A 24329-nucleotide genomic window follows, 5' to 3' on the forward strand; every position below is an offset into this window, starting at 1 on the left:
GGTGATCGTGATCGTGCGTGGCCCAGCGCCACGTCGGGGTCGCCCTGGCTCGCGCCACGGCGGTGTCGGGGTCTAGGCCACGACGCGGAGGATCTCTTCGACGCTGGTGAGGCCCTGCTTGGCCTTCTCCCAGCCGTCCTGGCGGAGCGTGAGCATGCCCTGTTCCTGAGCGAGCCGCGCGATTTCGGCGCTGGAGGCGCGTTTGACGGCGAGACGCTCGATGTCTTCGGAGACCGCCATGACCTCGTGAAGGGCGACGCGGCCGCGGTAGCCGGTGTTGGAGCACGACTGGCAGCCGACGGGCTCGAACACGACCGGCGGCGCGAGATCGGGGTCGATGTGGAACTTGAGCGCGTTCAGGTGCATCGGCGTGTACTCGGCGGGGCGCTTGCACCGGTCGCAGAGCCGACGCGCGAGACGCTGGGCGACCACGCAGTCGAGCGCGGAGCCGACGAGGAACGGCTCGATGTCCATCTCAGTCAATCGGACGATAGCGCTCGGGGCGTCGTTCGTGTGAAGCGTGGAGAGCACGAGGTGCCCGGTGAGCGACGCCTCGATGGCGATCTGCGCCGTCTCGTGGTCGCGGATCTCGCCGAGGAGGACGACGTCAGGGTCGGAGCGGAGAATGCTGCGCAGAGCGCTGGCGAACGTGAGGCCGGCCTTCGGGTTGACCTGCACCTGGTTGATTCCGGGCATGCGGTACTCGACCGGGTCTTCGACCGTGATCACATTGATCTCGGGCCGCGCGACCGCGTTGAGCGTCGTGTACAGCGTCGTCGACTTGCCCGAGCCGGTCGGGCCGGTGACGAGGATCATGCCGTAGGGCTTCGAATACGACTCGGCGAAGACGTCGAAGTTGCGCTCGAGCATGTTGAGGTCGCGCAGACTCATCGAGGTGTTCGAGTTGTCGAGTATTCGCATGACGACCTTCTCGCCCCACACCGTGGGGAGGGTCGCCACGCGGAGGTCGATCTGCCGGTTGCCGTGGCGAACCGACATGCGGCCGTCCTGCGGGCGGCGACGCTCGGCGATGTCGATCTCGCTCATGATCTTGAGGCGCGAGATGACGCCGTTCTGGATGCTCTTGGGCGCCGGCTGCATCTCGTGGAGCACGCCGTCGATGCGGTAGCGGACCCGCACCTCGTTCTCGCCGGGCTCGATGTGGATGTCGGAGGCCTGGTCGGTGATCGCCTGGCTGACCAACAGGTTGACGAACCGGACGATCGGCACGTCGTCGTCAGGACTGCCCGCGATGTCCATCGCGCTCTGATCCTGGACGGTGTTCTCCTCCTCCAGCGTGGAAGTGAGGTCGTTGAGCTCGTCGTCGGCACGGATGTAGCGGTCGATGGCGGTCTTGAGATCGCCCTTCTCCGCCATCACCCATTCGATGGGCATCCGCGAGGCGGCGCGCACGTCGTCGAGAGCGAAGACGTTGCCGGCATCGCTGACGGCGACGAGCAGGAGACCGCCTTGGATGGAAATCGGCAGCGCGCCGTGACGCCGGGCGATCGCGGCGGAGACCATCGTGACGGCGTTGCGGTCGACCGGGTAGTCGACGAGCTCGACGAACGACATGCCCGCCGCCTGAGCGCGCGCCTTCGCGATCTGCAGCTCGGAGACGACACCGCGCGCCAGGAGGTCGCGAACGCTCGCCTCTTCGTCGGCCGGATTGCTCATCAGGTCGAGCTGCTCGATCGGCAGAAGACCGTGCAAGATCAGGATCTCGGTCATCGACGCCATGCGGAACCTCCTAGGACAGGGGGCCGCGAACGGTGCACGCGACCGAGCCCGCCATGGGGAGCGGACCAGGCAAGTGTCACCCGATCGCCGTGCGGGGTACACGTCCCAATCGGAGTGGCACCCGTTGGGGGCGCGCCCCGCACCGCTTGAGGGCGCGGCGGATCCTGGGTCTCGCCCCTGCCTCCTACAGCTCCTTGAGCAGAGTGACCGATCGGTTGATAGGCGTGAACCCGAGGCCGGCGTAGAGCCCTGTCGCACCGGTCGGGCTCTCGGAATCGACGTCGAGGGTCGCGTGCGAGAGCCCGGCGTCGCGAAAGGAGCGCATCGTGTGGTTGAGCAGCGCCTGCGCGACCTTGCGGCCTCGCCACCCGCGGCGCACCCCCACGTAGTCGATGTAGCCGAAGGAGTGCCCGGCTGCCGCCCACTCCTCCTCGTTGACGCTCGAGAGCACGAAGGCGACGACCTCGTCGGTCGCCGGGTCGACCGCGACGAACGAGAGGTCGGGCCGAGCGGTCGGCAGGGCCCGGTCGGCTTCCCAGTCGGAGACCGGGGTGGCCTGCGATCCCCAGTGGTCACGGAAGACGTCGTTCCGCGCGACACGCGTCTTCTCGGACCATCCCGGGCCGGATCTATGCCATCCATCCTGCCGCTTTTCGGCCGATCGGACGTCCGCTGGAAATGCAGCGGCCCCCGCGCACTCTCGTGCACGGGGGCCGATGCCTTTTAGATGCTAGGGGAGGTCGATGGGCGCAGGGTCCGACTCGATCGCGCCGGTCGATTGCGTCACCACGAGACCGGTCACCTTCGGCACGACTATCTGCGTATCGGTGGCAGCGGAGGCGATGCGCTTGACGGCGACGAGCCGATCGGCGTCGTCACGCACCAGGATAAGGGCCCCCGGCGTGCCGACAAGAGTCACGACGGCCGAGGACACGCCGCTCCGGACGGACATGACCTGCGGCGTCGCGGGAACCAGAGCGCCCGCTCCCACGAGAACATTCACTCCGCGCGACTCCGCGATCGCGCCCGAGATCATCCCTCGGACACTGACGAGGTAGGTGGCCTTGGCCGTCGCAGCGGGGAAGACCACTTCGCCTCGGCTGCCTCGCAGCGGTGCGGATGCGACCTCATGACCGAAGAAGTCTCGGACCACGATCATGCTGTCGGCAGGCGCGTTCGAAGTCGCGACCCGGATCCTGACCCGCCCCTCCTCGGCGAGGGCGTTCTCGAGCGTCGGTGTCTCGATGGGGCTGACGGTCGAAGCCCCGGTGTTGACGAGGAACGGGGTCGAACCCGATGTGACGCCGTAGCGCTGGACGAGTGTGAAGCGACGCTCGGACGGGGCGTCCTGGGTGTTCCAGGTGGCGCCGACACGAGCCGGACCTTCTCCGGCGGTGATGAAGCTGTGACCTATTTCTCGGCCACGGGCATCTCGGACGATCAATTCGGCGCCAGGCCTCGTCTCGGCCTCCAGGGTGAAGGAATTCCGACCCACTGGAGTGATGGAGGAGATGACCGGAGCGTCGAGGTGGTCGGCCGTGTTGTCGACCTCGAGTTCGCCGGACACGGCCGCGCCGGCCCCCTCGCCGACCATGGCGACGAGACGGCTGACGGCGCCACGTCGAACCGGGACATCGACGTACGTGCTGGCGGAGGCGATCGACACCGTCACGCGCTCTCCCGACTCGAGGTTCGTGACTGTGAGGCCCTGGCCCCGAGGGCCGTCGCCGCGAACCAGGACACGGGCCGTCTCGCCGTCGAGCTCCCTGAGCTGAAAGGTGGTGAAGGTGAAATCCGGTTTCTGGTCGGCGGCCACGGACAGCGCCGATGGCGCCGGGACGGACGCCGCCTGCGCCGGGACGGACGCGCCGAGGGGCGCAAGGACGAGCGCGATGGAAGCCGCTCCGAGGAGACCGTGTCGTTTGTTCATCAGATGATCTTTCGTCAGGAGGAAGGGATGGCGTTCAGGGGCCATCAGGACGTCGGGATGTCGATGTCGTCGCGGAACGAAGTCGCCCCGCCGAGGGACTGCGAGATGAAGAGCTCATCCGACAGGACGGTGGCCGAGGTGACCAGGGTGGCCACTCCCTTAGCCCCGGCCATCTTGAGCGCCAGGACGTTGTCGTTCGGCCCTGTGATGGTGACGATGGCGTGAGGGCGAGCCGTGACGCGAACGGCCACGCGCGCGCCGCTTCGCGTGACGTCGACGACGCGAGGAGCGTCGAGAGCGGTCTCTTCGGAGGTGAAGCCGGGGCGGAACCAGCGTGTGACGGAGCGCTTGTCTCCGCTGACGGCCTCCACCGAGTAGTCGGTCGCTATCGAGGGCGTCGGAATCGTGAGGGTCGTCTGCGTGTCTGCCCGCCTCGCACTTGCGACGATGTTGTTGCTCCGGTCGCGGATGACGATGCGGTCGTTGTCTGCCTGCGTGGTGACGGTGACGACCGTCCTGCCCCCTGCCGACCGGTACGTCACATCGGGACGCGCGGGACCTGTCGTGGTGAAGTTCGTGGTGCCGGTCTTGCCCGTGTGGGGGCCCGCCGCGGATGCCTCGAATGGTCCGTCGCCGGGATGGACGACCGTGTGAGTCCAGGTGCCGGACTCGGGGACGGGCAACCAGGTGTACGGCATACCGCCACCGGGCTGCCCGACATGGACCCGGCCGCCGGCCGTGCCGTTGCCCGTGAGCGTGACGGTGTCGGTTGCTCGGTCGTAGTCGACGACGTCGATACGCAGCTGTTGGGGCACGATGTCGAGCTGCACCTCGGCGGCGTCGGTCTCCTGCTCGCCGTCTGCCGTCGTGAAGACAGCTTCGACGTCGACGCGCTTGACCGGCATCACGTCGGCCGTGCAGCTCGCGTAGGCCTCCTCGCCACCCCACTCGGCGGGCTGCGTGCTGCGGCAGAGCTCGTCACCGCTCTTCGTGCGGACGATCAAGGTGGCGCCCACGTGCGATTTCTCGGACGAGAGAACGAAGAACGTCGGAGTTCGGTCGTCCGTCTCGGCGAAACCCTGTGTCGTCGAGTCGCTGTTCTGTTCGCCGCCGATCTCCCAGATGACGGGAGCGGTGTCTGCCCAGGAGCCGCTGGCCGGTGTGTCGGCGAGAGCCCCGGAGGCGGGCAGGAGAGAGGCGGCGAGGACTACGGATGCTCCGAGACAGGAGATGAGTGAGGGTTTCATGGCTTCTTTCGATCAGCGAGAAAGCGAAAGGATCACGGTCGGTGGCGTCGCTCGAGGCGATGAGGCACCACTGGCGACCAGGTGCATTCTCTGAGAGGACCAGGTACCGCACGGACAACGCGACACCAGGAAAGCCAATCATGACATACAACATATTATCTCTGGCTGATGGCATCGGTTAACGAGAGAGGGCCCCGCCGCATGACGCGACGGGGCCCTGACTGTGCTGCTCGTTAGTTGTACGTACCCGGCGTGAAGTCGTCGCTCGAGAACGAGTCGAAGTCGACGAAGCTGAGGTCAGCCTCGTTGAACGACGCGTCGTCGGTGAAGACACGGTTCGGGTAGCGCTCGGCCTTTGCCTCTTCGGTGGCCTCGACGGCCACGTCGCGGTAACGGCTGAGGCCGGTACCGGCCGGGATCAGCTTTCCGATGATGACGTTCTCTTTCAAGCCCATCAGCGGGTCGGACTTGCCCTCCATGGCGGCCTGCGTGAGCACACGCGTGGTCTCCTGGAAGGAAGCGGCCGACAGCCACGACTCAGTCGCGAGCGAGGCCTTGGTGATTCCGAGGACCTCCTGACGAGCCGAAGCCGTCTTCTTGCCCTCGGTCAGAGCCGCACGGTTGATCTCGTTGTAGCGCATCCGGTCGACGAGCTCACCGGGGAGCAGGTCGGTGTCGGCGTGGTCGACGACGGTGACCTTGCGGAGCATCTGACGAACGATGACCTCGATGTGCTTGTCGTGGATCGGCACACCCTGCGAGCGGTAGACGTCTTGGACGCCACCGACGAGGTGCTGCTGAACCGCACGGACGCCCTTGACTCGCAGGACCTCCTTCGGGTCGACCGCACCGGCGATGATCTGCTGACCGAGCTCGACGTGCTGACCGTCTTCGATGAGAAGGGTCGAACGCTTGAGCACCGGGTAGATCACCGGCTCGTCGCCGTTGTCGGGCGTGAGGATCACGCGACGTGCACGATCGGTGTCTTCGATCTGCACACGGCCGGCGCTGTCGGCGATCGGCGACGCACCCTTGGGGGTACGGGCCTCGAAGAGCTCCGTCACGCGGGGAAGACCCTGCGTGATGTCGTCAGCCGAAGCCGAACCACCGGTGTGGAAGGTACGCATGGTCAGCTGCGTGCCAGGCTCACCGATCGACTGGGCCGCGATGATGCCGACGGCCTCTCCGATGTCGACGAGGTTGCCGGTTGCGAGCGAACGTCCGTAGCACTTCGCGCAGACACCGACGGCCGACTCACACGTGAGGACGGAGCGCACCTTAATGGTCTCGACACCCGCGGCGACCAGCTGGTCGATCAGGACGTCTCCGACATCGGCGCCGGCCTCGGCGACGACCGTGCCCTTGGGGTCGACCGCGTCGGCCGACAGGGTGCGGGCGTAGACGGTGTTCTCGACCGTTGCATCGCGGACCAGGACGCCGTCGGTGCCAGGAGCAGCGATGGGCATCTCGAGACCGCGCGAGGTACCGCAATCGTCTTCGCGGATGATGACGTCCTGCGAGACGTCGACGAGACGACGAGTCAGGTAACCCGAGTCGGCCGTACGGAGAGCCGTGTCGGCCAGACCCTTACGAGCACCGTGCGTCGCGATGAAGTACTCGGCGACCGACAGACCCTCGCGGTACGAGGAGATGATAGGACGAGGGATGATGTCACCCTTCGGGTTGTTCACCAGACCACGCATACCCGCGATGTTGCGGACCTGCAGCCAGTTACCACGAGCACCCGACGTCACCATGCGGTTGATGGTGTTGTTCTTCGGGAAGTTCGCACGCATCGCAGCAGCGACCTCGTTGGTCGCCTCCGTCCAGATCTTGATCAGGTCGGCGCGACGCTCGGCGTCGGAGATGAGGCCCTTGTCGAACTCGCCCTGCACAGCCGCAGCCTGCTTCTCGTAACCCGCGACGATCTCCGGCTTGCCGGGAGGCGTGAGGATGTCGGAGAGAGCAACGGTGACACCGGAACGCGAGGCCCAGTAGAAGCCCGCGTCTTTGATGTTGTCGAGAGCTGCCGCGACGGCGACCTTAGGGTAACGCTCGGCGAGGTCGTTGACGATCGTCGAGAGGACGCCCTTGTCGGTGACCTCCTGGACGAACGGGTAGTCCTCGGGGAGAGCCTCGTTGAAGATGGCGCGACCCAGAGTGGTCTCGACCAGGGTGGTGTCACCCTCGACGTAACCGGCGGGAGCGTCGCCCTCGGCGAAGGTCAGACCCGGGATGCGGATCTTCACGACGGCGTTGAGGTCGAGCGAGTGCTGATCCTTGGCCAGGATGGCCTCGGAGACGGACGAGAACGCGCGGCCCTCACCCGTGGCACCCTCGGTGACCGTCGTCAGGTGGTGCAGACCGATGATCATGTCCTGTGCGGGCAGGGTCACCGGACGACCGTCGGACGGCTTCAGGATGTTATTCGACGCCAGCATCAGGATGCGGGCCTCGGCCTGGGCCTCGACGCTCAGCGGGAGGTGGACAGCCATCTGGTCGCCGTCGAAGTCGGCGTTGAACGCCGCGCAGACGAGCGGGTGCAGCTGGATGGCCTTGCCCTCGACGAGGAGAGGCTCGAAGGCCTGGATGCCGAGACGGTGCAGCGTGGGCGCGCGGTTCAGCAGAACCGGACGCTCGCGGATGATCTCTTCGAGGACGTCCCACACCTGCGGGCGCGAACGCTCGACCATGCGCTTGGCGCTCTTGATGTTCTGAGCGTGGCTGAGGTCGATGAGGCGCTTGATGACGAACGGCTTGAAGAGCTCGAGAGCCATCTGCTTGGGCAGACCGCACTGGTGCAGCTTCAGCGTCGGTCCGACGATGATGACGGAACGACCCGAGTAGTCGACGCGCTTTCCGAGGAGGTTCTGGCGGAAACGACCCTGCTTTCCCTTGAGCATGTCGCTCAGGGACTTCAGGGCGCGGTTGCCGGTACCCGTGACGGGGCGACCACGGCGGCCGTTGTCGAACAGTGCGTCGACGGCCTCCTGCAGCATCCGCTTCTCGTTGTTGACGATGATCTCGGGAGCACCGAGGTCGAGCAGACGACGAAGACGGTTGTTGCGGTTGATCACACGACGGTAGAGGTCGTTGAGGTCGGAGGTGGCGAAACGGCCACCGTCGAGCTGCACCATGGGGCGGAGCTCGGGCGGGATGACCGGGACGACCTCGAGGACCATGGCGGCCGGTGAGTTGCCGGTCGACAGGAACGACGACACGACACGGAGACGCTTGATGGCGCGGATCTTCTTCTGACCCTTGCCGTTCGCGATCTGGTCGTGGAGGATCTCGGCCTCGGCCTCGAGGTCGAACGACTGGAGACGCTTCTGGATCGCCTCGGCGCCCATGTGGGCCTCGAAGTAGATGCCGAAGCGGTCCTGGAGCTCGTGGAAGACGGCGTCTTCCGGCTTCAGGTCGCCGACCTTGAGGGTGCGGAAGTCTTCCCAGACGCGCTCGAGACGGTTGATGTCTTCGTCGAACGCCTTGCGCGTCTGCGACATCTCCTTCTCGGCACCGTCTTTTGCACGACGCTTCTGGTCGCTCTTGGCGCCTTCCGCCTCCAGGGCGGCCAGGTCGTCTTCGAGCTTCTTCAGACGGTCGGCGATGCGGGTGTCGCGCTGCGACTCGAGCTGCTTGATCTCGAGACGGAGCTCGTTTTCAAGACCCGGCATGTCAGCGTGACGACCCTCGTCGTCGATCGAGATGACCATGTAGGCGGCGAAGTAGATGACCTTCTCGAGGTCTTTCGGCGCCATGTCGAGCAGGTAGCCGAGACGCGACGGAACACCCTTGAAGTACCAGATGTGCGTGACGGGTGCGGCGAGCTCGATGTGGCCCATGCGCTCGCGTCGGACCGAGGACTTGGTGACCTCGACGCCGCAGCGCTCGCAGACGATTCCTTTGAATCGGACTCGCTTGTACTTACCGCAGGCGCACTCCCAGTCGCGGCTGGGCCCGAAGATCTGCTCTCCGAAGAGGCCGTCTTTCTCGGGCTTGAGCGTGCGGTAGTTGATGGTTTCCGGCTTCTTGACCTCACCGTGCGACCAGGCGCGGATGTTCTCAGCCGTAGCGAGACCGATCCGCAGCTCATCGAAAGTTGTTGCTTCGAGCAATGTTTATCCCTTTTTCGAAAAGTGTCTTTGAGAGGGTGAGGCTTAGATCTCGTCGATGTTCGACGATTCGAAGCGAGAAGAGATGTTGATGCCGAGCTCTTCCGCAGCGCGGAACACCTCGTCGTCGTTGTCGCGCAGGCTGACCGTCTGACCGTCGGCCGAGAGGACCTCGACGTTCAGGCAGAGCGACTGCATCTCTTTGATGAGGACCTTGAAGCTCTCGGGGATGCCGGGCTCCTGGATGTTCTCACCCTTGACGATTGCCTCGTAGACCTTGACGCGGCCGAGGATGTCGTCGGACTTGATGGTCAGGAGCTCCTGGAGCGCGTAAGCGGCTCCGTAGGCCTCGAGGGCCCAGACCTCCATCTCACCGAATCGCTGACCACCGAACTGCGCCTTACCACCCAGCGGCTGCTGCGTGATCATCGAGTACGGGCCGGTCGAACGAGCGTGGATCTTGTCGTCGACCAGGTGGTGCAGCTTCAGGATGTACATGTAGCCGACCGAGACGGGCTCGGGGAAGGGCTCACCGGAACGGCCATCGAACAGCTGGGCCTTACCGGACGAGCCGATGAGGCGCTCGCCGTCGCGGTTGACCAGCGTGGAGTCGAGCAGACCGGCGATCTCGTCTTCGGATGCACCGTCGAACACCGGGGTGGCGACCTTCGTGCCGGGCGCCGCCTGGAGGGCGTGCTCGGGAAGGTTGTTGGCCCACTCTTGGATTCCGTCGACGTTCCAGCCCTGCTTGGCGATCCACCCGAGGTGGATTTCGAGCACCTGGCCGAAGTTCATTCGACCGGGAACACCCAGCGGGTTGAGGACGATGTCGACGGGGGTTCCGTCGGCGAGGAACGGCATGTCTTCGATCGGGAGGATCGTGGAGATGACGCCCTTGTTGCCGTGACGACCCGCGAGCTTGTCGCCCGCGGTGATCTTGCGCTTCTGGGCGATGAAGACGACAACGCGCTGGTTGACGCCCGAGCCGAGCTCGTCGTCGCCATCCTGCGAGTCGAAGACCTTGACGCCAATGATCGTGCCCTGCTCGCCGTGAGGCACCTTCAGTGAGGTGTCGCGGACCTCGCGGCTCTTCTCGTTAAAGATCGCACGGAGCAGGCGCTCCTCGGCGCTGAGCTCGGTCTCGCCCTTCGGCGTGACCTTGCCGACGAGGATGTCGCCGGGGCGAACCTCGGCACCGATGCGGATGATGCCACGCTCGTCGAGGTCGGCCAGCAGATCCGGGCTGACGTTGGGGAGGTCGCGGGTGATCTCCTCCTTGCCGAGCTTGGTGTCGCGGGCGTCGACCTCGTACTCCTCGATGTGGATCGAGGAGAGCGTGTCGTCTTTCACCAGGTTCTGGCTCAAGATCATCGCGTCTTCGTAGTTGTAGCCCTCCCACGGCATGAACGCCACGAGGAGGTTCTTGCCGAGCGCGAGCTCGCCGTTCTCGGTTGCGGGACCGTCGGCGAGAACCTCACCGACCTCGACACGCTGGCCGGCCTCGACGATGACGCGGTGGTTGTACGACGCACCCTGGTTGGAGCGGTCGAACTTACGCAGGTAGTAATCCTGCGTGCCACCCTCGTCGAGCTGCACGGTGACGACGTCGGCCGAGACCTCGAGGACCACACCGGCCTTGTCGGTCGTGACCACGTCGCCGGCGTCGATGGCCGTGTAGCCCTCCATGCCGGTACCGACGAGCGGCGACTCGCTGCGAACGAGCGGGACAGCCTGGCGCTGCATGTTGGCACCCATGAGGGCGCGGTTCGCGTCGTCGTGCTCGAGGAACGGGATGAGCGACGTAGCGACCGACACCATCTGGCGCGGCGAGACGTCCATGTAGTCGACCTCGTCTTTGTCGACGAGCTCGACCTCGCCGCCCTTTTTACGGACGAGCACCTTGTCGTCGACGAAGTCGAACTTGTCGTTGAGGGGTGCGTTCGCCTGGGCGACGACGTAGTCGTCTTCTTCGCTGGCGGTCAGGTAGTCGATCGTCGTGGTGACATTGCCCTTGCTGACACGACGGTACGGCGTCTCGATGAAGCCGAACGAGTTGATGCGCGCGAAGGACGCCAGCGAGCCGATCAGACCGATGTTCGGGCCTTCCGGGGTCTCGATGGGGCACATGCGGCCGTAGTGCGACGGGTGAACGTCGCGAACCTCGACACCGGCGCGCTCGCGGCTCAGACCACCGGGGCCGAGAGCCGAGAGACGGCGCTTGTGAGTCAGACCCGAGAGCGGGTTGTTCTGGTCCATGAACTGCGACAGCTGCGAGGTTCCGAAGAACTCCTTGATCGCGGCGACGACGGGGCGCACGTTGATCAGGGTCTGCGGGGTGATCGCTTCGATGTCTTGCGTGGTCATGCGCTCGCGGACGACGCGCTCCATACGGGAGAGACCGGTGCGGACCTGGTTCTGGATGAGCTCGCCGACGGCGCGGATACGACGGTTGCCGAAGTGGTCGATGTCGTCGATGTCGAGACGAATCTCGACCGGGTTGCCGTCGCGGGTGCCGCTGATCGTCTTCTGCTCGGCGTGGAGCGAGACGAGGTACTTGATCGTGGCGACGATGTCGTCGACGGTCAGCACCGAGTCGGTCAGCGGGGCGTCCATGCCCAGCTTGCGGTTGATCTTGTAACGACCCACCTTCGCCAGGTCGTAGCGCTTCGGGTTGAAGTAGAAGTTGTCGAGGAGCGCACGCGCAGCCTCGGCAGCCACCTGCTCGCCCGGGCGGAGCTTGCGGTAGATGTCTTTGAGGGCCTCTTCTTTGGTGAGGACCGTGTCTTTCTCGAGAGTGGCCTCGATCGAGGCGAAGCCCTTGAACTGCTCGGCGATGTCTTCGCTCGTGAGGCCGAGGGCCTTGAGGAACACGGTGACGCTCTGCTTGCGCTTGCGGTCGATGCGGACACCGACCTGGTCGCGCTTGTCGATCTCGAACTCGAGCCAGGCACCGCGGCTCGGGATGATGCGCGACGAGTAGACGTCTTTATCGGAGGTCTTCTCGGGGGTGCGGTCGAAGTAGACGCCGGGCGAACGGACGAGCTGCGACACGACGACACGCTCGGTGCCGTTGATGATGAAGGTGCCTCGCTCGGTCATGAGCGGGAAGTCGCCCATGAACACGGTCTGCGTCTTGATCTCACCGGTGAGGTGGTTCATGAACTCGGCGTTGACGTAGAGAGGAGCCGCGTAGGTCTTGCCGCGCTCCTTGCACTCGTCGATGGAGTACTTGGGCTCTTCGAGCTCGGGAGCCGTGAACGAGAGCTGCATCGTCTCGCCGAGGTCTTCGATCGGCGAGATCTCTTCGAAGATCTCTTCCAGGCCGGAGTTGACGGCGAGGTCGGTGCGGCCGGCAGCCTGGCCATCGGCCAGTCGCCCCTTCCACACGTCGTTGCCGACCAGCCAGTCGAAGCTCTCCGTCTGAAGCGCCAGCAGGTCGGGGACCGTGAGCGTGTCGGTGATCTTCGCGAACGAAAGCCGTGATGCGGCGCGGCCGTTCTTGGGTGAGTTGGTTTGTGCGTTGGGCGCAGCAGCCAAGGAAACTACCTCCGTGGACCCATAGGGCCCTGTCGTCTGTTGGGACGTGTCGTCTGTTGGGACAGTACGTTGTGGTTGTGTGGAGTGGAGCTCGCCAGGTGTCGGGAGGCCGAGACCTCAGACAAAACATCCACCTCGGTGGCGGCGTGAACCGACACAGCGACCGTGTCAGCTAACACAGTCTCGAAGCACCTCAGTCGACCGCAATATGACGTCTGAAAGCATGGGGAGCGCAAAGATCAAGTATATGTGGGTGTGACGCGCCCTGTCCAGTGGGGTCGTTGACCTTTTTCTCATCGACCGGTATAAGCGTCGCGCGGTGGGCAGATCCGGGCCGAAGCGTCAGGCGCCGAGGGCCAGCCGCAGACCCAGCGCGATCATGACGACGGCGATCAGGGCGTCGAGCACCCGCCAGGCCGATGGGCGGGCGAAGACGGGGCGAAGGCTCCGCGCACCGAACCCGAGCCCGGCGAACCAGAGGCAGCTCGCCAGCACTGCCCCCGCGGCCCACCACCAGCGCTCGTCGGGGCCTTGACGGTTGGCGACCGACCCGAGGAACACGATCGTGTCGAGGTACACGTGCGGGTTCAGCCAGGTGAGCGCGAGGGCGGTCAGCACGGCCCGTCGCGCCGACAGCCCGGTCGACGCGTCGGACGCGTCGGACGCCAGGAGTACAGCCGGGCGGAACACGCGCCTCGCGGCAAGGAGCCCGTAGCCGAGGAGGAAGGCCGCCCCGACGACTCGGATCACGACCAGTGCGGCCGGCGCCGCCTCGACGAGCGCGCCGACCCCGACGACGCCCGCGACGATGAGCACTGCATCCGAGACGGCGCAGATCACGACGACCGGGGCGACGACGCCGAACCGACCATCGATGCCGGTGCGCAGCACGAACGCGTTCTGCGCGCCGATGGCCACGATGAGCGAGAGGCCGGTGAGGAGTCCGAAGAGCGCGGGAAGGAGGTGCACGGAGTCACCGTAGAGGCTTCAGCGACCGGACGCGCAGGTCAGGAGCGGGAGCCCACCGTCTTCGCCGCAGCCCAGAGTGCGACCCGCTTCGGCAGGAAGCGCACGCCGACCCGGGCGAGGAGAGCGTTGTAGGTGCCGTCGACGACGCTCGGTCGTCCGTCGGCCAGAGCGCGCTTGGCGGTGTCGATCAGCTGGGCGGTGGTGCGCTTGGTGCGGGCGAAATCTTCTCCCGCGATAGCGAAGAAGGGTGTTTCGGTCGGCCCGGGGCAGAGGGCGAGCACCCGCACCCCGGTGCCCTGCGTCTCATGCCAGAGCGCCTCGGTGAACGAGAGCACGTAAGCCTTCGTCGCTCCGTACACGGCCATCTGCGGCAACGGCTGGAACGCCGCGTTGCTCGCGACGTTGACGATGGTGCCGCGGCGGCGAGACATCATGCCGGGCAGGAAGCGCTGGCTGAGCTCGGTCAGCACCTCGCAGTTCAGGCGGATCTCGTCGCTCAGCCGGTCGGGGTCGGCCAGGGCGACTGGTCCGTGGGTGCCGAATCCAGCGTTGTTGAGCAGGAAGTCGACCTCGATGCCGAGCGCGTCGACCTCGTCGACGAGGGAGGCGGCGGCCCCCGACCGGCCCAGGTCGCGGGCGAGAACGGTGACGTGACGCCCCGAATCGGAGCGGATGGATTCGGCGAGCGCCTCAAGCTTGTCGGCACTGCGAGCGACGAGCACCAGGTCGAGGCCGTCGCTCGCAAGACGGCGCGCGAAGTCGGCGCCGATGCCGGTGGAGGCGCCGGTGACGAGGGCCGTGCGGGCGGTCGTCAGGCGGCGGGCCGCGCTGGGGCGAGCGGCAGAAGAGCTGCGGTGGGAGGCCATTCGCCGATGGTACCGAGTCGGGCGGCTCGGTGGCGCGTTCCCGAATTCGAAGGAGAAACGGCCGCGTGACCCCGTCGGATCCTTGATTTTTCGTTGCCGACCGCGCGTTTTTCCTTCAAATTTGGGACGGGACGGGACGGGACGGGACGGGGCGAGCGGGGCGGTCAGCGGAGCGGGGTCAGGACAGGAGGGCGCTCGCCGGCACCGGAAAGCGGAGCGTCACGCGAGTGCCCGAGCCGGGAGCGCTGCGGATCGAGGCCTCTGCCCCGACGTTGCGCGCGCGCTCCAGGATGGAGACCCGGACGCCGAGCCGCTCCGACGGGATCGAGGTGTCGAATCCGACGCCGTCATCGATGACCGTGATCTGCGCCGCACCGTTCATCACCCGGATATCGACGAGCCGGGACGCCCCGGGGCCGGCGTGCTGACAGCTGTTGACCAGGGCCTGGCTCGCCGCATCGGCGAGGGTCTCGACGACGTCGGCCGGCAGCAGCACGGCGGGGATCTCGTCGGCGGGCGTGAGCTCCGCTGTCGGGTCGAGCGTCATCAGTGTGGCGGCGAGCCGATGGCGCACTTCGGCGAAGAGGACGGGCCGATCCCCGGTGGGCGTCTCGGCGGTGAGCGACGTCAGCCGGGCCATGCTCGCTCGCGCCATCGAGGCAGCGAGCCCGCGTGCGGCGGTCGTATCGGCCTTGGCCGCGGACAGCAGCGTCGTGAGCACCCCGTCGTGCACGATCGCGTCGACCTCGACGCGCTCCACCTCGATTGCGTGCTGCCGGACGGCATCGCCGTATCGGAGAACGGCCGCAGACTGGGCGGAATCGACGGCAGCCGCTGCACGCCGGAGCAGGGTGACGAGGATCAGGATGGCCGCACCGAGCAGGAACGCGTAGAAGCTCTCGAGGAGGGCGTGGTCGGCGGCGCCGTTACCCCCCGACGGCGTCTGCCGCACGACGAAGAAGATGGCCGGCACCACGACCACGTAGACCGCGGCGATCCACGTCACGAATGCCGACACGGCGGCGGCCATGACCAGGTTGCAGATGTACCAGAGCCAGGGCACCGAACTCTGCACCACGGTGTGGTCGAGAGTCGCGAACGGCCAGGTGATGAGAGCGGCGAGATAGGCGAGCGACACGAAGGTCGAGGCGAGGACGATGCTCCGGCCCAGAAGTCCGATCACGGCCATCACGGCGAACGAACCGTACAGCGCGACGACGAGCACGATCATCCACACCGGTTCGAGCTCGTCTCGCTGCTGAAGCACGAAGGGGATCGCCTGCCCGCCGAACACGAGACAGAAGATCGCGAGGCTGCGACTCAGGATGCGCTCGATCAGCAGGCCCGTAACGGGCTTGGGTCCCCGGCGCGCGGACGGGCGCTCGAGCGTCGGCTCGCCGAGCGCGAGCGCGGTCGGAGGCGCAGTCACAGGCGCGGACACGGGGACGGTCATGCGGTTCTCACGGGAATGGGTGGCGGGGAGCGGGTCGAGCTGACTGGCCGGTCAGATTACCGGACGGTTCGAACACTAATCGGCGAGAGGACTGGTGAGGAGCCCGAGGCGCAAAACGCACGTCTATTGGGGGTACGTGGGGCGTGTCGTCTCGGCGATCGATGCTCAGGCGAGGGCGATCGGCGCGCAGGGTGGAGACCCCGGTGGCCAGGGTGGAGATCCGCACCGCGTGGCAGGCTAGGCACATGGCCTCCCCCTCCTCGCCCGACTCCGACGCGCCCTCCGAGATCACCATCGGAGCGGGCCAGGCGCGGATCGACCCCGACAAGTACAGCCCCGGCTCGTTCACGCTCGTCGTCGACGGGACGCCGCAGTCGCACGTCGACCTCGAGGATCCGACCCACCTCGTCTTCGAGTACGTGCGCCGCATCGGTCACGCCATCGATACGCTGCCGGACGGCCCGATCACCGCCCTCCATCTGGGCGGCGGCGCCCTCACCCTGCCGCGCTACGTGGAGGCGATGCGGCCGGGCTCCCGCCAGCAGGTGATCGAGCTCGAGCAGGATCTGATCGACCTGGTGCGGGCCGAGCTGCCCTTTCCGCGCGGAGCCTCGATCCGGGTCCGGTACGGCGACGCCCGCGCCGTGATGGAGAAGCTCCCGGCCGGCCTGCGCGGCACCGTCGACCTGCTGGTGGTCGACGTCTTCGGCGGATCGAGGATCCCCGCCCACGTCACCTCGCTCGAGTTCTACACGGCGGCTGCGGCTTTTCTGTCTCCGCGTGGGATCCTCGTGGTCAATTCGGCCGACGGAGCCGGCCTCGCGTTCGCGCGCGGCCAGGCGTCGACACTGGCGACGGTGTTCGAGCACGTCGCGGCCGTCGCCGATCCGGGCACGCTCAAGGGGCGCCGGTTCGGCAACGTGGTACTCATCGGGTCGCACGCCGAACTGCCGCTGGGCGAGATGCCGCGGGTGTATTCGGCGGATCCGCTGCCGGCGAAAGTCGTGGCCGGGCGCGAGCTGCGCGACTTCATCGCGGGGGCGCCGGTTGTGACGGATGCGACCGCCGTGCCGTCGCCGGAGCCGTCGCGGTCGGTGTTCGGGGGGCGCTAGCGGCGGGGCCGAGGCAAATTCGAAGGAAAAATGCGCGCCTGCAGGCTCGGATCCGCGAGAATTCGTCGGCCGAGCGAGGTTTCTCCTTCGAATTTGAAGGAGAGGCGGGGCTACTTCGAGTCGGGCGCGGGCGGAGCGTCGGGGGCCGGCTTGTCGCCCAGCAGGTCGAGCAGGCGCGCTTCGGCGTCGTCGGAAGCCGCGGCCGCCTCGGCGTTGGCCTCGGTCACCGCACGGACGACCTCTTCGCGCTGCACCTTGATGCCGCGGGGGGCGTCGATGCCGACGCGGATGCCGTCGCCACGGGAATCGAGGATGGTGAGGACGATGTCGTCACCGATGAGGATCCTCTCCCCGACCTTGCGCGTAAGCACCAGCATCCCGCAAGACTACCGGCGCGGGGCGCTGCCGCAAGACGCCGTGCGGACCGAGCGACGGGCCGCGGCACGAGCGGCAGTCCGTACGACGCCGCGCGGCAGCACAGCAGCTACGCGTCGGCCCACCCGACCGGCAGGCCGAGCGCGCGCTGCGGCAGCACAGCAGCTACGCGTCGGCCCACCCGACCGGCAGGCCGAGCGCGCGCACCGTGTCGGGGCTCGACGTCTCGGCGATCCCGGTCACGGCGAGACCGTCGGCGTCGATCACGGCCGTGACCAGGGCGACGAACCGCTCGGTGTCGGCGTGCTTTCGGGCGGCGTCGACGACGACCCAGATCTGATCGGGCGCCAGATCCCGGACAATGTCGGCGGCGCGGGAATCCCACCCCACGGCGACGAGCGTGGCCCGGTCGAGCTCGACCCCGGAGGCGCGCGCGTCGAGGGCACCCCGACGATCCGAGACGGCGACGAACCGGCCGTCGGCGCAGGTGCCGGCCACTCGCACCGCCGCCCTGGTGCGGCTCGACCCCTCGGCCATGGCCTGGACCGTGGCGGAGGTGTCGGGGCGCTCGCCGACGACGACCACGAGGTCGCCCGGGCCCTCGAGCAGCGACGGGGCGAGCGGGCCCGCGGCAGCAGCGGCGGCACGACGGCCGCGGCCGGTCGGCGCGGGCCTGATCGGAACGGCGAACAGAGGATCCGACGGGGCCGGCCCGGCGGGAGCGCTCGGCTCCGTGATCGCGGGCGCGACGCCGTTGAAGGCGAGATCGTCCATGAGGTCGGCGAATGCTCCCGACCGGGTGGAGACCGCGGGCTCGGGCTCCGGAGCGGCGAACGCGGGCGACCCGGCAGCGGCGGGCGCACCCGTGCCCGCCGAGGAGCCCGACGCGGACTTCTGCGCGAAACCGTCCTCGGCCTCTTCGGCGTCGGCCAGCAGAGCGGCGAGCCCGACGCGCTGGGCCGGGGTCGGCGTGAAGGCGCGCTCGGCGTCGGGGCCGGTGAGGGGTCGGGCTGGATCCTTCGTCGGTGCCGCCCGGCGGCCGCGCTCGGGAAGCTCGACCGTCGCCTCGACGTAGCGCTTCGAGAACAGCCCGGCGATGCCGAGACCGCCCGAGGTGACCCGTTCGGCCGCGACGATCCGGGCCCTCGGGCCGTGCTCGCTGCGGACGCGAGCGGCGATCTCGTCGAGGGTCTTGCCCTTCAGGACGATGCGCTGGCCGGTCATGGAGTCAGCCTCTCACGACCTCCGCGACCCCGGAAGCCCACCGGTCAGGCCGCGAGCGAGTCGGCGCCGCGCACGACGCCGACGGTCTCGATCGTGACGTGTCCGGCCGTGGCCTCCTGGTACGACAGCACCGGCAGACCGCCGGTCTGGGCCGAGACGAGACGGCGGATCGCGGGGCGAAGGGCCGGCGCGCAGACCAGCACGGCCGAGAGCCCCGAGGCCTCGACGTTCTGCACCTGCGCCTTGAGCGAGCCGAGGATCATCTCGATGCGGTTCGCGTCGAGGAGGATCTGGGTGCCGTTCTCGGACGGACGCAGCCCCTCGAGCAGCGACTGCTCGAGCACGGGGTCGATCATGATGACGCGGAGGATGGCGCCGTCGAGATACTGGGCGGCGAGCGCCGGGCCGAGCGCCGCCCGAGCCGCCTCGATCAGACCCTCGGGGTCGCTCGACACCTTGGCGCGGAGGGTCAGCGCCTCGCAGATGCGGCCGAGGTCGTTGATGGGGATCTGCTCCTGCAGGAGGCCCTGGAGCACGCGCTGCAGTTCGGCCATGCTCAGCATCGACGGGATGAGCTCGTCGACGGCCGGCGCATTGACCGTCTTCACGCCCTCGACCAGCACGCGCACGTCTTCGCGGCTGAGCAGGCGGGCCGCGTTGTCGGAGATCATCGACGACAGGTGGGTGACCAGCACCGAGACGCGGTCGATCACGGTCGCGCCGGTCATCTCGGCGGAGTGCCGCATCTCGGCGGGGATCCACTTGCCGGCGAGGCCGAAGACCGGCTCGACGGTCGAGACGCCGGGGAGCGCGTCGAGGTAGTCGCCGAGAGCGAGCACTTTTCCGGCGGGAGCGATGCCGCGGCCCGCCTCGACACCGGCGATCCGGATCGCGTAGGTCGACGGCGGCAGCTCGACGCTGTCGCGGGTGCGCACCGGCGGCACGACGACTCCGAGCTCCATCGCGATCTTGCGGCGCAGCGCCTTGACGCGGCCGAGGAGGTCGTCGGAGGCGCCCGAGACCATGTCGACGAGGTCGGGGGCGAGCTGGATCTCGAGGGCGTGCACACGCATCTGCTCGAGCAGGTCGTCGGTCGTCTCGGCGGGCGCGATCGCCGCGGTCTGCGCGGCGAGTTCGGCCTTGGCCTGCTCGGCGGCGGTGCGGGCCTTGATGCGCTGCCCGATGACGAGCAGCATGACGCCGACGATGATGAAGGGGATCTTCGGCATGCCGGGGATGAACGCCATGGCGAGGGCTGCGACGCCGGCGATGGTGATCGCGACGCGCGACTGGGTGAGCTGGGTCGACGCCGTCGAGCCGAGGTCCGACTCGGCGTTCGAGCGGGTGACGATCATGCCGGTCGAGACGGCCATCAGCAGCGCGGGGATCTGGGTGACGAGACCGTCGCCGATGGTGAGGATGCCGTACTTCTGCACCGCGTCGCCGATGGCGAGACCGCCCGTGGTGACGCCCATCGCGATGCCGCCGATGAGGTTGATGATGATGATCAGGATCCCGGCGATCGCGTCGCCCTTCACGAACTTCGAGGCGCCGTCCATCGCGCCGTAGAAGTCGGCCTCGCCGGCGACCTCGGCCCGGCGCTGCTTGGCGATCTCGTCGGTGATGAGGCCGGCGTTGAGGTCGGCGTCGATCGCCATCTGCTTGCCGGGCATCGCGTCGAGAGTGAAGCGCGCGCCGACCTCGGCGACGCGCTCGGCGCCCTTCGTGACGACGACGAACTGGATGACCACGAGGATCAGGAAGATGACGGCGCCGATGATGACGCTGCCGGCGACGGCGACGTGGCCGAACGCCTGGATGACGTCGCCGGCGAAGCCCTGGCTGAGCACGAGGCGGGTCGACGCGACGTTGAGGCCGAGACGGAAGAGCGTCGCGATGAGCAGCAACGAGGGGAACACCGAGAAGTCCATCGGCTTCTTCACGAACATCGTCGTGAGCAGGATCACCAGCGCGAGCAGGATGTTCACGATGATCAGCACGTCGAGCAGGATGCTCGGCACCGGGACGACGAGCAGCATCACGATGCCGACGACGCCGACCGGGACTGCGAGTTTCGGCAAATTCTTCACGAGGTGGCTCCAACGAGGGTGGTGGGTGCTGCTGCGGGAGGTTCGGGTGCGGCGGCGATGGTGCCGCCCGGCATGGTGTGGACGCCGTGCGCTGCGCGGGATCCTCGTGCCTTGAGGGCCATGACGAAAGTGAGGACGCGGGCGACGGGCGAGTAGAGGTCGACCGGAATCTCGTCGTTCAGCTCGCAGGCGGCGTGGAGGGCCCGGGCGAGCGGGATGTCTTTGACCATGGGCACACCCTCGGCCTCGGCCTTCTCGCGGATGCGGCGGGCGACCTCGCCGGAGCCCTTCGCCACGACGCGGGGTGCGGATCGGCCCGGCTCGTACTTCAGGGCGACGGCGACGTGCGTCGGGTTGATCATGACGACGTCGGCGTCGGCGATGGTCGACATCATTCGGTTGCGGCTCATGGCGAGGGCCCGCGAGCGACGCTGCTGCTTGATCAGCGGATCGCCGTCTTGCGACTTGCTCTCGTCTTTGATCTCTTTCTTGGTCATGCGCGTCTTCTTCCGGTTGCGACGCATGACCACGATCATGTCGAGGCCGCCGAGCACGAGACCGGCGACGACCGCGGCGACGACGAGCGACGACACTCCCCCGCCGGCGGCCGACATCAGCGACGCCAGCGGCAGGTTGGCCGTCATGAGCACGGGCATGAGGTTCTGGATGACCATCCAGAGCACGAGCGCGACGACGCCGGTCTTGAGGAGCACCTTGGCTCCCTGCCAGAGCGCCTGCAGCCCGAACATGTTCTTGATGCCTGCGAGCAGGTTGAAGTGCTCGAACTTCATGATCGACTTCTTGAAGTGGATGCCGCCCTGGACCACGGCGGTGATGAGCACCGCGATGCCGACGATGGCGAGCATCGGGGCGACGATCCCGCCGATCGACGAGAAGGCGTCCATCATGGCGGCGGTGGCGCGCGCGGGCGTCGGGTCGTCGATGACGTCCTGCAGGGTCATGAGCTGGTGGAGGCCCGCGACGGTCGAGCGGTCGATCGCGCCGGGGATGGCGATGACAGCTGCGCCGACGCCGACCCACGCGCTCAGGTCGGTCGATTTGGAGAGTTGGCCCTTATCGTGGACCTCCTTCATCCGCTTCTCGGTGGCGTCCTCTGTCTTTTCGCCGCTGTCGTCAGCCATCAGCTCACCGCCCCCATCATCGCGTCGACGGCCTGCTTCGAGAGGCTGTTGACGATCTGCGGAAGAGCGACGAAGACCATGCCGGCGAGGCCGAGCGTGATCATGATCTTGAGCGGGTAGCCGAGCTGGAACGCGTTCAGGGCGGGCGCCACGCGAGTGAGCAGGCCGAGGCCGGCATCGGCGAGGAAGAGCACCACGATGAGCGGCCCGGCGATCTGCAGGGTGGAGAGGAACATCTGCGTGGTGGTCGACACCAGCAGCTGCACGGGATGGGCGAGATCGAGGCCGACACCGACGGGGATGGCGTCGAAGGTGCGGGTGAGGCCGCCGATGATCAGCTGGTAGCCGCCCGAGGTGAACATCAGCACGAGGGCGGTCATCTGGAAGAGGCGGGTGAATTGGGCGCCGTTGACCTGCGAACCGGGGTCGTAGCCCATGGCGAGCTGGAACCCGCCGAAGAGGTCGACCGCGCTGCCGGCCGCCTGGACGGCCGCGAAGACGAGCCACACCAGGAAGCCGAGGACGGCCCCGGCGACGACCTCGAGCACCAGCGAGACGAAGAAGGATCCCGTCGTCTGCAGCTGGTAACCGGGGACGACCGCCGGGGAGACCGCGATGGCGAGACCGACCGACAGCATCGCCTTCACGCGCGCCGGAATAGCCTTGTAGGAGAACGGCGGGGCGATGACGAGGAACGCCACCATGCGCACGCCGGCGAGCATGATCGCCTCGACCGCGCCCATCGAGAAGTCGAAGCCCATCAGCCACCGCCGAGCAGACCGGGGATCCGGTCGAACAGCGCCGTGGTGAAGCTCACCATGGTCGAGATCATCCAGTTGCCGCAGACGACGAGGGCGATGGCGACGGCGATGGCTTTCGGCACGAACGCGAGCGTCGGCTCCTGGATCTGGGTGATCGACTGCAGCAGCGAGATCGCGAACCCGACCACGAGCGCCGTGATGAGCACGGGCGCGGCGAGCTTGCCGGCGACGAGCAGGGCCTGCACGCCGATGTCGAGGACTCCGGTGGTGTTCATCAGTTGTAGCTCTCGATCAGGCTCTTGATGATGAGGCCCCAGCCGTCGACGAGCACGAACAGGAGGATCTTGAAGGGCAGCGAGATCATCACCGGCGGGAGCATCATCATGCCCATCGACATCAGGGCGGCCGACACGACGAGGTCGATCACGAGGAACGGCAGGAAGATCACGAAGCCGATGATGAACGCGGCGCGGAGCTCCGAGATCATGAACGACGGGATGAGGGTGAGCATCGGCACCGACTGGATGTTCTCCGGGTTGGCCTTCTTGGCGGCCCGGGTCATCAGGGCGATGTCTTCTTCACGGGTGTGCGCCGTCATGAAGGTGCGGAGCGGCCCCTCGGCGAGCTCGATCGCCTTCTGGAAGTCGATCTTGCCGCTCAGGTAGGGCTGCAGGGCGAGGTCGTTGATGTGGATCAGCACCGGACCCATGATGAACAGGCTGAGAAAGAGCGCGAGGCCCGCGATGACCTGGTTCGGCGGGATCGACTGGAGGCTGAGGGCGTTCCGCGTCATCGCGAGCACGACGAAGATCTTGGTGAAACTCGTCATCATCAGCAGCAGCGCGGGGGCGACGCTGAGCAGCGTCAGGCCGAGAAGCGTGACGACGGCGGACGAGGGCGTGCCGTCGGGGCCGTTGATGTTGACCGACATGCCGCCGGTGCCGGTTGTCGCAGGGGCGGTCGGCGTGGTCGGGGTGACGGGCGCGGTCGGCTCGACCGGCGCGGCATGGCCGGCGTTCGCGGTGATCAGCAGGATGCCGACGACGAGGGCGAGGACGGCGATGACGATGGCTACGACGCGCAGCACGCGGGCGAGGCGCTCGCGACGATCGCGGGCGGTGACGACACGGCTCGTAAGCGCGGCGGGCTTGGCTGCTCCGACCAGGCGGCCGGCGAGCGAGTGCTCGAAGCCGAGGCGGAGGGCGGTCATGGCGAATCCGGGCGCGGCCGAAGGAGCCGCAACCCACGAGCTGCGGCGGAGCGGGGCGGTCATGCCCTCTTCTGCGTTCGCATGGCTGCCGCCGCCTGCTTCCAGGTGCTGGCGGAGAGAATCGAACCGGCGATCGGCGAGGCGGCGACCGGCGTTGCGGCGGCGGCGCGGGCGGCCCGCCGCGGACTCAGAACGACGGGCTCAGGATCCGGCTGCACCGCGATCGGCGCCGGCGTCTGCTCGAGCACCGCAGCGAATGCACTCCCCGCGACCGGAGCCGCCGAGATCGCCGTGACCGTCGCGTCGACGGGCGCCACGGTCGACCCGATGACGCTGACCGACTGCTCGGTCACGCCCAGGACGTAGCGGACACCCTCGACGTCGACGACCGCGACGGACGCCTTGCCCGAGATACCCTGGCGGGCGACCACGGTGACGTGCTTGGCCTGCTTCGCGCCACGACCCGTCTTGGTGGCGACCTTCTTCTGGATAGCCCAGAGGAGGCCCAGCACCGCGGCGAGGGAGATGACGACCCGAAGGGCCAGGAAGAGGGTGTCCACG

General features: G+C 67.5%; 18 protein-coding genes. 1 reads left to right on the forward strand and 17 read right to left on the reverse strand.

From position 1 onward, the window contains the following. Positions 1 to 72: 72 nt before the first annotated feature. The 9 genes from ITJ49_RS01975 to ITJ49_RS02015 form a co-directional block, all read right to left on the reverse strand. Positions 73 to 1740, reverse strand: coding sequence for a GspE/PulE family protein (locus ITJ49_RS01975; RefSeq protein ID WP_123939615.1), 1668 nt, complete (start codon positions 1738 to 1740; stop codon positions 73 to 75). 184 nt (positions 1741 to 1924) lie between these two features. Then, entirely contained in the window at positions 1925 to 2458 is a 534-nt protein-coding gene (locus ITJ49_RS18005; RefSeq protein ID WP_194601381.1) for a GNAT family N-acetyltransferase, read from the reverse strand. 12 nt (positions 2459 to 2470) lie between these two features. Further along, a complete protein-coding gene (locus ITJ49_RS01985) occupies positions 2471 to 3670 on the reverse strand; it encodes a hypothetical protein (RefSeq protein WP_194600736.1) in 1200 nt (399 codons plus the stop codon). A gap of 44 nt (positions 3671 to 3714) precedes the next feature. Further along, the gene (locus ITJ49_RS01990) at positions 3715 to 4917 is read right to left on the reverse strand and encodes a hypothetical protein (RefSeq protein ID WP_194600739.1); all 1203 of its coding nucleotides are present in this window, start codon (positions 4915 to 4917) and stop codon (positions 3715 to 3717) included. A gap of 233 nt (positions 4918 to 5150) precedes the next feature. Further along, entirely contained in the window at positions 5151 to 9032 is a 3882-nt protein-coding gene (locus ITJ49_RS01995) for a DNA-directed RNA polymerase subunit beta' (protein WP_194600742.1), read from the reverse strand. 42 nt (positions 9033 to 9074) lie between these two features. Further along, positions 9075 to 12566 (reverse strand): DNA-directed RNA polymerase subunit beta, encoded by a 3492-nt coding sequence (gene rpoB, locus ITJ49_RS02000; protein ID WP_055964899.1) that lies wholly within the window; start codon positions 12564 to 12566, stop codon positions 9075 to 9077. 342 nt (positions 12567 to 12908) lie between these two features. Then, positions 12909 to 13535, reverse strand: a complete 627-nt coding sequence (locus ITJ49_RS02005; RefSeq protein WP_194600746.1) for a LysE/ArgO family amino acid transporter — start codon at positions 13533 to 13535, stop codon at positions 12909 to 12911. A 38-nt stretch (positions 13536 to 13573) separates the two neighbouring features. After that, positions 13574 to 14401 (reverse strand): SDR family oxidoreductase, encoded by an 828-nt coding sequence (locus ITJ49_RS02010; RefSeq protein ID WP_194600749.1) that lies wholly within the window; start codon positions 14399 to 14401, stop codon positions 13574 to 13576. A gap of 178 nt (positions 14402 to 14579) precedes the next feature. Next, a complete protein-coding gene (locus tag ITJ49_RS02015; RefSeq protein WP_194600752.1) occupies positions 14580 to 15854 on the reverse strand; it encodes a sensor histidine kinase in 1275 nt (424 codons plus the stop codon). Between the two features lie 245 nt (positions 15855 to 16099). Between ITJ49_RS02015 and ITJ49_RS02020 the strand changes: the two genes are divergently transcribed. After that, positions 16100 to 16966, forward strand: coding sequence for a spermidine synthase (locus tag ITJ49_RS02020; protein ID WP_194600755.1), 867 nt, complete (start codon positions 16100 to 16102; stop codon positions 16964 to 16966). Between the two features lie 110 nt (positions 16967 to 17076). Here the strand turns inward: ITJ49_RS02020 and csrA are convergent, their stop codons facing one another. From csrA to ITJ49_RS02060, 8 genes are all read right to left on the reverse strand, one after another. Then, positions 17077 to 17343, reverse strand: a complete 267-nt coding sequence (gene csrA / locus ITJ49_RS02025) for a carbon storage regulator CsrA (protein ID WP_055964882.1) — start codon at positions 17341 to 17343, stop codon at positions 17077 to 17079. Positions 17344 to 17506: 163 nt separating this feature from the next. After that, the gene (locus ITJ49_RS02030; protein ID WP_194600757.1) at positions 17507 to 18565 is read right to left on the reverse strand and encodes a hypothetical protein; all 1059 of its coding nucleotides are present in this window, start codon (positions 18563 to 18565) and stop codon (positions 17507 to 17509) included. A gap of 44 nt (positions 18566 to 18609) precedes the next feature. Further along, positions 18610 to 20604: a flagellar biosynthesis protein FlhA gene (locus tag ITJ49_RS02035; protein WP_255521646.1), complete on the reverse strand. Its 1995-nt coding sequence runs from the start codon at positions 20602 to 20604 to the stop codon at positions 18610 to 18612. Positions 20605 to 20651: 47 nt separating this feature from the next. Beyond that, entirely contained in the window at positions 20652 to 21797 is a 1146-nt protein-coding gene (locus ITJ49_RS02040; protein ID WP_194600761.1) for a flagellar biosynthesis protein FlhB, read from the reverse strand. After that, positions 21797 to 22558, reverse strand: a complete 762-nt coding sequence (locus ITJ49_RS02045; RefSeq protein ID WP_194600764.1) for a flagellar biosynthetic protein FliR — start codon at positions 22556 to 22558, stop codon at positions 21797 to 21799. Before ITJ49_RS02045 ends, ITJ49_RS02040 begins: the two co-directional genes overlap by 1 nt. After that, a complete protein-coding gene (gene fliQ / locus ITJ49_RS02050) occupies positions 22558 to 22833 on the reverse strand; it encodes a flagellar biosynthesis protein FliQ (RefSeq protein WP_055964871.1) in 276 nt (91 codons plus the stop codon). Before fliQ ends, ITJ49_RS02045 begins: the two co-directional genes overlap by 1 nt. Then, positions 22833 to 23831: a flagellar type III secretion system pore protein FliP gene (gene fliP / locus ITJ49_RS02055; RefSeq protein ID WP_228513890.1), complete on the reverse strand. Its 999-nt coding sequence runs from the start codon at positions 23829 to 23831 to the stop codon at positions 22833 to 22835. Before fliP ends, fliQ begins: the two co-directional genes overlap by 1 nt. Beyond that, positions 23828 to 24328, reverse strand: coding sequence for a flagellar biosynthetic protein FliO (locus tag ITJ49_RS02060; RefSeq protein ID WP_194600768.1), 501 nt, complete (start codon positions 24326 to 24328; stop codon positions 23828 to 23830). Before ITJ49_RS02060 ends, fliP begins: the two co-directional genes overlap by 4 nt. Between the last annotated feature and the right edge of the window lies 1 nt (position 24329).

It is taken from the genome of Frondihabitans sp. VKM Ac-2883 (genome assembly GCF_015350875.1).
Lineage (GTDB): Bacteria > Actinomycetota > Actinomycetes > Actinomycetales > Microbacteriaceae > Frondihabitans.